General features: G+C 67.1%; 10 protein-coding genes and 1 pseudogene. 6 read left to right on the top strand and 5 right to left on the bottom strand.

What is annotated here, in order from left to right; all coding sequences use genetic code 11:
* Nucleotide 1 precedes the first annotated feature (1 nt).
* Nucleotides 2-1039 (top strand): annotated as a pseudogene (locus OG332_RS07150) (oxygenase MpaB family protein).
* Nucleotides 1040-1465: 426 nt separating this feature from the next.
* Nucleotides 1466-2218, top strand: coding sequence for a transposase family protein (locus OG332_RS07145; RefSeq protein WP_327412652.1), 753 nt, complete (start codon nucleotides 1466-1468; stop codon nucleotides 2216-2218).
* Here OG332_RS07145 and istB read toward each other — a convergent pair.
* Complete coding sequence (istB, locus tag OG332_RS07140) at nucleotides 2161-2934, bottom strand: IS21-like element helper ATPase IstB (protein WP_327411911.1); 774 nt, start codon at nucleotides 2932-2934, stop codon at nucleotides 2161-2163. The genes OG332_RS07145 and istB overlap by 58 nt on opposite strands.
* On the bottom strand, nucleotides 2931-4349 hold the full coding sequence (gene istA / locus OG332_RS07135; RefSeq protein WP_327411910.1) for an IS21 family transposase: 1419 nt from the start codon (nucleotides 4347-4349) through the stop codon (nucleotides 2931-2933). Before istA ends, istB begins: the two co-directional genes overlap by 4 nt.
* 389 nt (nucleotides 4350-4738) lie before the next feature.
* On the opposite strand from istA, the gene OG332_RS07130 reads away from it, so the two are divergent.
* Nucleotides 4739-5008 carry a hypothetical protein gene (locus tag OG332_RS07130; protein ID WP_327412651.1) on the top strand — a complete coding sequence of 90 codons (270 nt, stop codon included), beginning with the start codon at nucleotides 4739-4741 and terminating at the stop codon, nucleotides 5006-5008.
* 84 nt (nucleotides 5009-5092) lie between these two features.
* On the opposite strand, the gene OG332_RS07125 is transcribed toward OG332_RS07130, so the two are convergent.
* Nucleotides 5093-6142 (bottom strand): hypothetical protein, encoded by a 1050-nt coding sequence (locus OG332_RS07125; protein ID WP_327412650.1) that lies wholly within the window; start codon nucleotides 6140-6142, stop codon nucleotides 5093-5095.
* A gap of 125 nt (nucleotides 6143-6267) precedes the next feature.
* On the opposite strand from OG332_RS07125, the gene OG332_RS07120 reads away from it, so the two are divergent.
* Nucleotides 6268-6834: a hypothetical protein gene (locus OG332_RS07120; RefSeq protein WP_327412649.1), complete on the top strand. Its 567-nt coding sequence runs from the start codon at nucleotides 6268-6270 to the stop codon at nucleotides 6832-6834.
* Here the strand turns inward: OG332_RS07120 and OG332_RS07115 are convergent.
* Nucleotides 6752-7582, bottom strand: coding sequence for an IS5 family transposase (locus OG332_RS07115; RefSeq protein WP_327412648.1), 831 nt, complete (start codon nucleotides 7580-7582; stop codon nucleotides 6752-6754). The genes OG332_RS07120 and OG332_RS07115 overlap by 83 nt on opposite strands.
* Nucleotides 7583-8002: 420 nt before the next feature.
* On the opposite strand from OG332_RS07115, the gene OG332_RS07110 reads away from it, so the two are divergent.
* A complete protein-coding gene (locus OG332_RS07110; RefSeq protein ID WP_327412647.1) occupies nucleotides 8003-9253 on the top strand; it encodes an ISAs1 family transposase in 1251 nt (416 codons plus the stop codon).
* 156 nt (nucleotides 9254-9409) lie between these two features.
* Here OG332_RS07110 and OG332_RS07105 read toward each other — a convergent pair whose 3' ends face one another.
* Nucleotides 9410-10570 (bottom strand): ISAs1 family transposase, encoded by a 1161-nt coding sequence (locus OG332_RS07105; RefSeq protein WP_442816085.1) that lies wholly within the window; start codon nucleotides 10568-10570, stop codon nucleotides 9410-9412.
* A gap of 674 nt (nucleotides 10571-11244) precedes the next feature.
* Between OG332_RS07105 and OG332_RS07100 the strand changes: the two genes are divergently transcribed.
* Nucleotides 11245-12651, top strand: coding sequence for a cytochrome P450 (locus OG332_RS07100; protein WP_327419131.1), 1407 nt, complete (start codon nucleotides 11245-11247; stop codon nucleotides 12649-12651).
* Nucleotides 12652-12672: the final 21 nt, after the last annotated feature.

Genomic DNA, 12672 nt, shown 5'->3' with positions numbered 1-12672 from the left:
CATGGCCATAGGGGCGAATCACGCTCCGCTCGGGCCTGATTCAATCACATGGAAATTCTTCGGTGACTGGCGAAACGTACTCGTCACCCTCTGGGTAGGGTCGATGCAGAACATGCATCCCGGCCTTGGCGCGGGCGTGGAGGAGCATTCCCGATTCCTCGAAGAAAGATGGGCAAGGGTGTTCCGCTCCTTCTATCCCATCATTGGCGTTGTTTACGATGGCCCGCGCGCACATACCACCGCGTTGAAGATTCGCGGCTACCATAATAATATAGGCGGAATCGACAACCTCGGACGCCCTTATCATGCGCTCGCCCCAGACACCTTCTACTGGGCACACGCAGTCTTCTTCATGGCCATGATTTGATTCGGTGACCGATTCATGGGAGGGGTGACAGAAAGCGAAAAGGAGCAGTTGTTCTGGGAGCATGTGGAATGGTATCGACTATACGATTTGAGCATGCGTCCAGTTCCTGAATCATGGGACTCTTTCAAGGCGTACTGGAATCACATGTGCACGCACGTGCTGGAGGACCACCGAGCAGCGCGGGACGTGCTGGACCTGCGCGGCGTCGAGAGACCACGCCACTTCCAGCGGATACCGCGGTTCGTGTGGACTGGATCGTGGGAACTGTGCGCGCGGGCACTGATGTGGATCACCACTGGGCTCTACGAACCGGTGATCCGTCAGCGCCTCGGCCTCACGTGGACCGAGCGGGACGAACGGTGGCATCGACGTGTCGGTTGGCTTGTGCATCACGGGTTCATGTACGTCCCTCGCAGCCGCCGCTATCACCCGCGTGCCCGGGCCGGCCGGCGCAGGGCCAACGGCCAAAACGCGCCACTGGTCGAGACACCGGACCGCAATCTGCCGAAGTCGACGGCTCTGCCCAGGAACCGGCGCGCGGGCAGCTCGGGGGTGTCCGGTGGATCAGGGTGTTTCCTGCACAGAAAGCGCCGTGGCCGAAGCGAGTCGGAAGGGAGACGGCCGTCCGCAGCTCCGGCCCCGAAGGGCGGGGCCGAGCAGAAGGGACCTTGACGACGACACGACCTGAGACACGTCCGATCAGCAGACCAACCCAGCGGGGAGGCATGCCCTAACGTGCCCTCGAACGGCGCCCCGTACTTGGTCCCTTGGGACTTGCCCGGTTGAGCGTGTGACCGCTCTGCGCTTGAGCCGTCAGGCCACGTAGGTAACAGGCCGGAGGGAACGGCCAGTGGCCATCTGGTCACGAGCAGCAAGAGGCGTCCATCGTATTGACCGGTGACAGCTTCAATAGCAGCACCTTCGCCATCGAGCTCGGCAAGTTCCAGGTGGAGACCCAGGGCTGATTCAAAGTCGTGGTCTTGACGAGAAGCGGCTGGTCACGGACGTATGACGATGCGGGAGGCGGCCGCTACGCAGGCAAAGAGGCTCCGGTTGAAGGGTGACCTTCCCAAGTCGCCCTGTACAACCGGAGCCTCGATGTGTCGTCAGTCTGCCATCGTCTGTCTGACCAAGACGCTGTCCCGTCAACACCGCGCCATCCCCGCACCGGCTGAGCGGCTCTGTCATCTGGCCGACCCCCGTGATCGACGCGGACGGCGCCACACCCTGGTCTCCGTCCTGCCAACCGCGGCCAGCGCGGTCCTGGCCGGCGCCCGCTCCTACCTGGCCGTGGGCCAGTGGGCCCGCCACGCTCCCCAGGACACCCTCGAACGCCTCGGCATCCGTCCGGGCGGGCCGTTCGCAGTGCGTCGCGCCCCCTCCGCCTCCACTCTCCGCCGCGTGCTGACCCTGGTATGCCCCGGCGCCCTGGCCGACCTGCTCGGATGCGACCCTGCGGGGGCCGCATCAGTTGCGGTGGACGGCAAGACCGTGCGCGGCTCGCGCATGGATACCGCTCCGGCCGCCCACCTGCCCTCGGCCGTCGTGTCCGGTGGACGCACCGTCAGCCAGCTGCGGGTACCGGACAAGACCACCGAGGTCACCGGCTTTACACGCCTGCTGGCACCGTTCGGCCTGACCGGCGTGGTCGTCACCGCCGACGCCCTGCACACGCACCGCGAACACGCGAAGTGGCTGGTGGAGGCGAAGAAGGCGCACTGCCTGCTGATTGTCGGCGTACGGGCTGTAGTGCAGAGGTGTGTACGGGCTGATGTGCAGAGCTTGATCCTGTGTCAGCTGGCCGCAGTGATGCCGCCTTCGATGGCTGTGAGGCGGTTCTTCAGGCGGTAGCTGGCGCCGTTGATGGCGAGGATCTCGCAGTGGTGGAGTAGGCGGTCGATGATGGCAGTGGCCAGGACGTCGTCGCCGAAGACCTGACCCCACTCACTGAAACTCTTGTTCGAGGTCAGCAGGGTGGAGCCCTTCTCGTAGCGCTTGGAGAGCATCTGGAAGACGAGGTTTGCCTCGTCACGCTCCAGCGGGAGGTAGCCGACCTCGTCCACCACGAGAACGTGAGGCCGCAGGTAGGTGCGGAGTTTGCTGGCCAGGCGGCCGATGGAGTCGGCGGCCTTGAGCTGGCGGACCATGTCGTCGAGGGTGGTGAAGTAGATCGAGTAGCCGGCCCGGCAGGCGGCGACAGCCAGCGCGACGGCGATATGTGTCTTGCCGACCCCGGGCGGGCCCAGCAGCGCGACGTTGGACTTGGCCTCGACGAACGCGAGGGTGGCCAGGTCCTTGACCTTCCTGGGGTCGAGTTCGGGCTGGTAGGAGAAGTCGTACTCCTCAATCGTCTTGTGGTGTGGCAGGCGGGAGACCCGTAGCGCGTGGCGGAAGCGGCGTTCTTCACGGACGGCAAGTTCTTCTTCCAAGACCAGGTCGAGGAAGTCGAGGTAGGCCATCGACGCGGCGTCGGCCCGGCCGACGTGCTCGGCCAGGGCCTCGGTGAGGTGGGGCAGGCCGAGTTTGGTGGCGGTGGTGCGGATCCGGGCGGTGACCAGCTCGCTCAACGCATGTCCTTGGGGTCGATGGGGGCGGGGTTGAACGGGCGGGTGCCGGCGATCTGGTCGTAGAGGGCCAGCGGACGGGTGCCGACGTGGACTTGCGCGGCTCTGGCCCGGGTCAGCAGCGAGATCAGACCGCCCGGTTCCTCGGCGCCGGAGCGGGCCGGCCTGCTCACGGGTGGCGGAAGGTCGGTGGTGGTGGCGCGGGTGTGTCCGTCGGGCAGGGCCTTCCAGTGGGCCTCATCCACGATCCTCGCGCTGCGTCCGACCGCGCGGGAGTGCACGGCCAGCAGCGTGATGCCCTGCGCGTCGGGCACGGTGGAATGCAGGGCCACGGTGCCTGCGGAGGCTCTGACCTCGACGAGCTGGCGGTGGCGGACCTTGGTGGCGGGCACCGAGTAGAGGTTGGCGTCGAAGGCGACCAGGCAGTCCTTGGCCACGTGTCGCAGGTGCCGATCGGCCACGATGTAGGGCTTGGCGGGCAGCGCCCGCAGCGCGGCGTGATCCCGCTTGGCCCGCACGCCGATCACCTCGCCGTGGGTGCGGTGCGTACGCGCCCGGCGCTGGGGCACCCAGGCCATGAACGCCCCGTCCATGTCATCCAGGCTGGAGAAGGACCGCCCCGCGAGCACATGATCGCGGACGATGAGGACCTGGCGCTCGACGCGGCCCTTCCCCGTCGGCCGGTAGGCGGCCAAGACGTCGATGTCGAAGTCGTAGTGCCCGGCGAACGCCACGGCCTCCGGATGCAACGGGACCGCCTCGCCCGGGGCGACGTGACGGCGCACGACAGTCTTGGTCCGGTCGTAGACGATCACCCCGGGCGCCCCGCCGAAGTGCGCGAACGCCCGCCGGTGGCACTCGAAGAACGATGCCAGATTCTGGCTGGTGGTGAAGCAGCAGAACGGATCTCGGGAGTAGGACAAGGTCATGTGGAAGGAGTAGACCTTCGGGATGCCGACATGGGCCAGGATGTTGCCCTCGTCGCCCCAGTCGACCTGGGCCTGGGCGCCGGGCACCACCTCGAAGCGGCGGTGCAACTTCGCCAGCTCGCGCGGGGTATATCCCAACTCCTCGGCGATGCGGGGTCGGGCCTGCTGCACGTACATCTTGACGCGCTGGTAGTGGTGCGGGAAGGCATACTGCTCGACCAGACGCTCATGGATGACCGCGGCCTTCAGCAGCACCTCAGCCCGTAGCCACGCATCAATCACATGCGCCCACGGCTTGATCACCTGGTTGCCGAGATCCGAGCGCGGCGCCGGAGCCGGCGGAACCGGAGGACCGTCGCTCTCCAGATACTTCTTGACCGTACGCCAGTTCAGACCGGTCTCCCGAGCGATCTCCGAGATGCTCGCGCCCGCCTCATGCAGAGCCCGGAAACGCCGCAGCTCCAGCCACCGCCCCGGTTCCAGCAACATCCGACAGGCCCTCCTCGACGCTTCACAAGATCAGCGTCAGGCTCCTCTCATCGAGCCGGGCCCCACCCCGACACGCCGAGTCACCTCTGTAGATCAACCCGTACGCACCTCTGCATCAGAGCCCGTACGCCGACACTGATCGTCAAGGGAAACCAGCCGGGTCTGGCCGCCGCGCTGCGTGCGCTGCCGTGGAAGGAAGTGACCTCCCGCCGCTACGACCGCGAGGCCGGACACGGCCGGCGCGAAACACGCTCGGTCCGCACGCTTACGGTCACCGATCTGGGCCTGGACTTCCCACACGCGGTCCAGGCGGCGAAGATCCTGCGGCACCGCACCGACACATCAAGACCGGCACGGTCACCCGGCAGACTGTCTACGCGATCACCGACATGACGGCCCGTGAGGCGTCGCCACAGGCCATCGGCCGGCTGGCCAGGTCGCAATGGGAAATCGAGGCCCTGCACCATGTCAGGGACGTGACGTTCACCGAGGACGCTTCGAAGATCCGGGCCGGGCACGGACCGGAGAACATGGCCACGCTGCGGAACTTCGCCATCACCACCCTGCGGGACGCGGGCCACCGCAGCATCGCCGCCGGCCTGCGGGAAACCTCCTACGCCCCCTTCACACGCCCACTGGACCTCCTCGACCCGGCCTGACCAGCAACCCAACATGATCATCTGGACTTTGAATCAGCCCTGGGTGGTGGGGGGTCGTGACTATTGTGCTGGCGACGCAGCCGATCAACGCTCGTGATGAGGAAGATCGTCTTCGCGGATGGCGAGGTAGGTCTCGGCTGTCGCGGCTTCGAGGAGGCCGGGGTCTTCGTCGAGGTCGAGCCGGGGGTCGTTCTGGGTGTGGAGCAGTTCTCGCCAGGGGCGGTCTCTGCCGTCCTCGAAGGCCGCACGGACGCGGGGCTCGATCCGGGCGCGCTCTTCCTCTTGCTGTTCGCGGAAGACCCTGCGCTGGGTGTGGCGCCGGCGCTCCTCGGCTTCCTCGCTGGCGGGCTCGTCGGCCCGAACGTCCTCGGCCCGCATGCCCGGGGTCCGTTCGGCGATGAGCTGGCCCTCGCGGTGTAGTTGGGCGCAGGCGGCGAAGAGCTGCCGGGACATGCCCAGGCGCAGTTCGGTGCCGGGTACACGGTAGGTCAGGAAGTCGTCGAGGCCGAGGGCCCGGGCGTACTCCCGGCGGCCGGGCTGGGCGTCGTCGGCGAATTCGGCACGGACATCGCTGCGCATGGCGTGGGCGTCCGTGTCACGCTCCAGGGGCGTGGTGACGCCGCGGGCGCTTCTGCGGCGGTTCGTGCGGTCGGCGGGCAGGGCCACGGTCTTGAGCCGGGAGGGCTGGGCGCCGCTGAGCGCGAGGTACACCAGCATCTGGGCGCGTGCCGTGCCCATGAGGGCGTCGTCGCTGTCGCCGAGATGGTCCTCGGGGGACCCCGGTGGCTGGGGACTGGTGGTGCTGACGGTGGGAGGGAGCGGCGGTTTGCCGGGGTGGTGGTCGTGGTCGATGGTGAGGAACAGGTCGCCCTGGGGCTGGACACTGGCTCCCACGAGGATTCGCCGGTGGGCGTATTCGTGGAGGACCTTGCTGCCGCCCTGGAGCTGCTTCCAGCCTTCCCAGAGGCGGGGGCTGCGGACGTTCCCGCCCTTGGCCTCGATCATCCAGTACAGGTTCTCCTGCTCGTGCAGGCCCCACAGGTCCGGCAGTTTCGCGGAGGTGCTGACGAACTTGTCGCGGAGGGCGGGAATGGGGCCGCCGTCCTCGATGTGCAGGGTCTGGCCCAGCCCCATCAGTGAGTGTGTTGTGGCAAAGGGAGTCCCTGTTCGATGAGCAGGGGCTTCTTCGTGTGCGGGGCATGACTGGGGCGGGGTAGGGGCAGGCAGCGGACGGCTTGTTGTTGATCGAGGAGGGTGCGATGCCGTCGGTGCTGGGGTTGATGGAACAGCGTGAGGCGCGGGCGAGGCAGGACCTGGAGTCCTGGACGGAGGTCCTGGAGCAGGCTCAGGCGGAGGTGGATGCCGCGCGGGAGCGAGTCGAGCGGGCCCGGGTGGGGCGTGAGGAGCTCGTGTCGGTGCCGGCCGAGGAGAGCCCCGTGATCACGCCGGTTTCCGTGCCGTCGGGTGGTGAGATGGCTGCCGCCGTGGGATCGAGCGGCCCCGGCGCGGGGCATGGCGAGAGGCCGCCGGTGCGGCGGTCGGGCATGGGCGGGGAGGTGCTCAGCGGCCTGTATCGGGAGGTGTTCGCCGCGGTGGTGGCCGCTTCGGGGCCGGTGAACGGAGTGGAGCTGACGCGGGCGGTGGGCCGGGAAGCGGAGATCAAGAACGAGGTGGAGAAGATCCGTCACCGTGCCTACGTGCTGGAGAAGCGGGGCTGGCTGGCGCGGGCGAAGGACGGACGGTTCATGCCCGCGCCCGGGGCAGTCGGCCGGGACGCTTCTCCGGCCAGCGCGGAGCGTCCGCGGCCAGGCGCCGGGACAGCCTGATCACAGCGGCCCACCACACCATCTGGGCGTGGTGGTCGAGGCGGCGTTCGTAGTCGCGGTTGAGGCGGCGTGAGCGGGAGAGCCAGCTCAGCGTTCGCTCCACCACCCACCTGCGGGCCAGCACGACAAACCCGCGGTGACCGTCGGATCGGCGCACGACCTCGATCCGCACTCCGTGCAGGGCGAACGCCTTGGCCAGGGCCGGGCCCTGGTAGGCGCTGTCGACCCACACCAGTTTCAACAGCCGGCCCGGCTGGTCCATGAATGTCTCCAGCAGCGCGGGAGCGGCCTTGGAGTCGTGCACATCGGCTGTGGTCACGGTGACCTCCAGGAGCAGGCCCTCGGTGTCGGTCAGGATGTGACGCTTACGCCCGTCACGTGATTTCCCGCCGTCGTATCCGCGACTTTCCGCACCGACGGTCTCGGAGGCGTCCACCGACTGACTGTCGATGATCCCCGCGGATGGCTCGGCGTTGCGCCCTTCGTGTTCCCTGGCCGTGCGACGCAGCCGTTCATGCAGTTCACGCACGTAGTCGTAGGCCCGCCAGCGGCGGAAGAAGTCGTAAACCGCCCGCCAGTACGGGAAATCGACCGGCAGGGCCATCCACCTCACACCATTGTCGACCAGGTAGCGCACCGCATCGAGTATTTCGCGGTGGCAATACCCCTCGGGACGCCCGCCCTGCTTGAGGAGCCAGGACGGCACCGGCATCGCGGAACGGACCTCGGCCCACTCCGCATCCGTCATGTCACTCGGATAGCAGTCCGCCCGCCGCCCCGGAACGATCGAACCGAACCGGTGCACGTAGCAGTCACACCCAGGAGTGACCGTGGTGGACGAAGTACACAGAGATACTGCTCAACTGATCGGACAACGGGCTTCCTTGGGCGTGCTGGGTGTCGTAACCGCGTCACTACCAAGGGGCCCGTTCTTTCATGCCCGCGGTCGCACCCGTACCTCCGTCCAGATGATCACCCGCGCCCGCATGCCTCGAACGAAATCCGGTTTGCCACAACGCACTGAGAAGTGCCGAGGTGGGCGGTTCGCCTGCTGAGTACCGGATGTGACGGCTTGTCGACTTCTGTCAGCGTCGGCCCTGGACGCAGAACAGGCATGGCCGCTGGTGATTATGTGGGTGTCTAGTTCGTATGAGCACCGAGCGAGTTCATGCCTGCGCACCCATCTTCCCGCATACCGACATGCCTCCGGCAACTGGGGGACGCCTCCGGCCCAGCCCTGCTGGAGACAGCCGTCGACCTGCGCAGTTATCTGGCCGCGGTGCCTGACCCGCGGGCCCGTCGCGGCATCCGCCATCCATGGACGGCGCTGCTCACCGCTTCGGCCGGCGCCGTTCTGGCCGGCGCCGCCTCGATCACGGCGATCGGTGAGTGGGTCACCGACGCGCCGCAGCGCGTCCTGGCCCTGCTCGGGTTCCGCCCCGACCCGCTGACCGGCCTGATCCGCCCGCCCCATGCCACGACCATCCGCCTCGTCCTGGCCGCCGCGGACGGCGACGCCCTCGACCGCGCCATCGGCGACTTCCTCCAGGAACGCAAGTCCCCGGCCCCGGACCCGGGACGGAAGGTCATCGCCGTCGACGGCAAGACGCTCCGCGGCTCCCGCACCGCCGGCCGGACGGCCATCGCCCTGATCGCCGCGATGGCCCACAGAGGCGAGGTCCTCGCGCAACGACAGATCGACGGGAAGAGCAACGAGATCCCGGCCTTCGCCCCGCTCCTGGACGGCATCGACCTGACCGGTGCCGTCATCACGGCGGACGCCCTGCACACCCAGCACGACCACGCCACCTACCTGCACGAACGCGGGGCTCACTATCTGGCCGTCGTCAAGCGGAACCGCCCCGGACTGCATGAGCGGATCCGTGGCCTTCCCTGGCGAGACATCCGCCTGGACCACATCGAGCGCACCCGGGCCCATCACCGCGACGAGACCCGCCGATTGAAGACCGCCGCGTTCGCCCACATCGACTACCCGCACGCACGCCAGGCCCTCCAAGTCGTGCGCTGGAGACGGGACCTGGGCACGGGCAAGCTGACGATCGAGCGGATCTACCTGGTCACGAGCCTGCCGCCCGGTGCAGCCGACGGCAGCGAACTCGCGGCCTGGATCCGCGGCCACTGGCGTATCGAGAACCAACTGCACCACGTCCGCGACCGCACCTTCCACGAGGACGCCTCGGACGTCCGCACCCGCCATCTACCCCGCGTCATGGCCGGCCTGCGCAACCTCGCCATCGGCGTCCACCGCCAGGACGGCCACACCAACATCGCAGCCGCCCTTCGCCACACCGCCCGCAACCACCTGCGGCCCCTCACCACCCTCGGCCGCCGCGCCGGCCGGGGCCTCTACACCCTCGGCCCCGAGTGGACCACCCCAACCTCCACAAGCCCCCGTTGACAGCGGCGGACAGGCCATAACTCCGTGGTCTTGGGGTACTTCCTCGGCGCAGGCATCGTCTGGACTCCGCTCATGAGACCCATCTGACCCTCTGCCACCCACCCCCGCATCTCGGGGGCAGGGCTCCGGCATGAAGCAGGTATGACCGTTTTTTGATCACGGAATGGCCAGGATTCGCAGGGGCCGGGTGGCGTCGCGGGCGTTTCCTCTGAGAGCTGTGGCGATGCTGCGGAGACCGGCCAGGCGAAGGGCTCCGATGGCGAGGTTGCGCCAGGTGGCCATGGCGCGGGGCGCGTTGCCGGTCCGCAGCTGTGAGGCGTCCTCGGCAAAGGTCGTGTCCCTCACGTGATGGAGCGCCTCTACCGACCAGTGGCCGCGGATCAAGGACGCGAGCTGGGCCGGATTGGCCTGCTCGGCGGTCAGGCTGGTGACCGCGTACACGGTCTTGGTGCTGACCTTGCCGGTCTTGCGGTTGACTCGGCGCCGCTTGAGTTCGATGGCCTGGGCGGCGCCGGGGAAGAGCAGGCCGGCGACAGTGCAGACCTTGATCCGGCGGATCTCGCTGCGGCCGTGGCCGGTCCCGACGGTGCGGTTCTGGAGTGGGATCTGCTTCCAGGGAAGGGACTTCATCTGCTTGCGGAGCTTCTTCTGGTTTCCCTTGACGATGACGATGTAGTGGGCGCCCCGGCCTCCCAGGTACTCGGCGTGCTCGCGTTGGGTATGCATCGCGTCGCTGGTCACGACCGCTCCGGTCAGGTCGATGGCATCCAGTAGTGGCTGGAAGCAGGTGATTTCATTCGTCTTTGTCTCAACGTCGACCTGGCCCAGGACGGCGGAAGTGGCGTGGTCGACGGCCGCCAGCAGGTGGATCTTCCGGTCGTGCGCGCGGGCGGCGCCGCGCAGGGATTTGCCGTCCACCGCGATCGCCCGCAGCAACCGCTCGCTGGGTTGCGGGCATCGGGCGGACAGCCAGCTGCCGACGGCTCGGTCGAGTACGTCACCGTCGACCTGGGCGAGTACCCGGCGGATGGTGGCCTCACCAGGGGCGTGGTGTTGGCCGGTGAAGGGGTCGCAGCGGGCACCGAGCCGGGCCAGGACCGACTGCGAGGCGTCAGCCGCCCACTCACTGATCGCCAGCAGAGAGGTCGCGCCGGTCAGGACCGCAGCGGCGCAGATGGCGAGCACGCCGACCAGGGGGTGAAGCCGGCCCCGTGGGTCACGGGGGTCCGTCACCGTCGCAAGGCAGGTCAACAGGCCCGGGCACTCCTCAACCGACAGAGACGATGCGGTGGCGAGTTGGTCAAGCGAGGCGGGCATGAGGGATGATTCGGCAACGGCAGGCACGGTCTTCCAGCAGGATCATGGGACGTAGACACTCACATGATCGCCGGTGACCGTGCCTGCCACATTTCGTCACGAACCCTCCCAGCAAGGCAAGTTGGGGTGAACACCCTCAAGTCACCTTCGTGCCGATGCCCTGATCTCGGGGGAACCTCAGTGGCGCCTGGCCCCAGGCTCAGGATCTGCGCCCGTTGATGCGTGCTGGGGTACAACACCCTCCGCCAGACTCAAGTTTACTGGAGAGGCAGCCGGGGCAGGTCCACTCCATCAGGCCGATCACTTCCAGCCAAAGGGGGTTTCATGTCCTTATTCATCATTCCCATCGTTGGCGTTCTCTCTGTCCGTGCTTCCGGTAGGACCCAGCGCCGGGGCTGCTGCTCGGCATGCACTCCAGCGGATCGCCTCTTTGGTTTGCGAACGGGGGACCCGCAAGCAGTTCTACTACGGGAAGCTAGCCCAGCTCCCGCCACAATTGCATGTGGACGCCACTCGGACTCTGGAGCGGCGCAAATAAGCCGCGCGGCCCGCTGGCGCCGCGCCTCCGGAAGGGTGGGGAATCGCCATGCGGTGTGATGTTGACCGGTCCATAGCGGGTAACCGTAGGCACCTGATCTTGATAGGTTACTCGCCCGCCATTGGCCACGGGCGCTGTGCCCACCCCGGGGGCGGCGAGCCCGAGAACACGTCGGAGAGATGAGGTGGCCAGCCGTGGCCTGGAGGCCATCCCTGTAGCCTCACACCGAGTACCGCTGCTCGGGCACTCTCGCCAACTCCAGTACCAGCCTCTGGAGTTCATGCGGTCGTTGCACACTGGTGAGCCCTTGAAGCGGATCTATCTGGGGACGCACGCTGTGTGCGTCCTGACAGACCCCGAGTTGATCGTGCAGGTGCTGCGGGCGGATCGTCGGCATTTCGACAAAGGTGCACTGTTCGACGAACTGCGCCCCTATATCGGAAACGGTCTGGTCACATCCGCAGGAGACGTGCACCGACGCCAGCGGCGCATGGTGCAGGGGGGGTTCCATCGTGAACGAATCGCTGGCGTCGTCTCCGTAATGGCCCAGCGGGCTGACGCGCTGGCAGCCTCATGGCAGCCTGGCCAGCACATCGCTGTCGAAAGAAGCATGGACGCGCTGGCATTCGACATTCTGACGCGTGCGATGTTCGCCGGGCCTGTGCACCCTGACATCCTTCCCATCATCCAGACGTGGCTGGGTCGCCGCATTGGTGCAATGCAGCAAACCCTTTCCCCAATGCCCCGCTGGATTCAGTCTCTGCCCATACCCGGGCGTGCCCGATTCCAACCTAAGGCCATAGCTCCACTGCATCAGGCATTGGATAGGATCACAGCCAGCTATCGGGCCGACGGCGCTGACCACAATGACCTGCTGACCTTGCTCATGAACGCGGAGGACGAGACCGGCGCGAAGATGACTGACCAGCAGATCCGCGAAGAACTGGTCACGCTGCTAGTGGCCGGCACCAAGACCACAAGCAGCTCCCTCTCCTGGATCCTGCACTCTTTGGCCAGCTACCCGGAAGTGCAGCGACGAGTTCAGGCCGAGGTCGACGACGTACTGGGCGGCCGCCTCCCTGTCGCCGCAGACCTGAGCGCCCTGGACTACCTACAGCGCACCATCCGTGAGGTGCTCCGCATGCGGTCGGTGTGGTTGCTGATGCGGCGTGTTATCTCCCCCGTCACCCTCGGCGGGGTCACGCTCCCACCCGGCACCGAGGTCCTCTACAGTCCCTACGCCATCCACCACGACCCGCGCTTTTATCCCCGCCCTGATCATTTCAATCCAGATCGGTGGACGAAGGAACACAGCGCCAACTTGCCTAAGCACGCCTACATGCCCTTCGGCACGGGAAGCCGGATTTGCATCGGTGAGGGTTTTGCCCTGGTGGAGCTCGCGACGGTCATAGCGATCATCATGACTCGATGGAACCTTCATCTGACTTCAGATACCCCTGTGCGTCCAGTGGTAGGCACACTCGTGCGTCCGGGACGGCTGACGTTGTCGGCGTCGCCGCGGACCGCATCCGCGGACATGTGACGCAAGGCTGGGCCGGGCCTG

The organism is Streptomyces sp. NBC_01233, assembly GCF_035989305.1.
Classification (GTDB): Bacteria; Actinomycetota; Actinomycetes; order Streptomycetales; family Streptomycetaceae; genus Streptomyces.
This window is presented reverse-complemented; position numbering and strand designations above follow the sequence as displayed.

Bases quoted from the DNA above. Each gene is read 5' to 3' on its own strand.
- OG332_RS07130 (WP_327412651.1), top strand. From the start codon at position 4,739: ATGACGGCCCGTGAGGCGTCGCCACAGGCCATCGGCCGGCTGGCCAGG.
- OG332_RS07125 (WP_327412650.1), bottom strand. From the start codon at position 6,142: ATGGGGCTGGGCCAGACCCTGCACATCGAGGACGGCGGCCCCATTCCC.
- OG332_RS07105 (WP_442816085.1), bottom strand. From the start codon at position 10,570: ATGCCCGCCTCGCTTGACCAACTCGCCACCGCATCGTCTCTGTCGGTT.
- istA (WP_327411910.1), bottom strand. From the start codon at position 4,349: ATGTTGCTGGAACCGGGGCGGTGGCTGGAGCTGCGGCGTTTCCGGGCT.
- OG332_RS07120 (WP_327412649.1), top strand. From the start codon at position 6,268: ATGCCGTCGGTGCTGGGGTTGATGGAACAGCGTGAGGCGCGGGCGAGG.
- OG332_RS07145 (WP_327412652.1), top strand. From the start codon at position 1,466: ATGTGTCGTCAGTCTGCCATCGTCTGTCTGACCAAGACGCTGTCCCGT.
- OG332_RS07110 (WP_327412647.1), top strand. From the start codon at position 8,003: ATGCCTGCGCACCCATCTTCCCGCATACCGACATGCCTCCGGCAACTG.
- OG332_RS07115 (WP_327412648.1), bottom strand. From the start codon at position 7,582: ATGACGGATGCGGAGTGGGCCGAGGTCCGTTCCGCGATGCCGGTGCCG.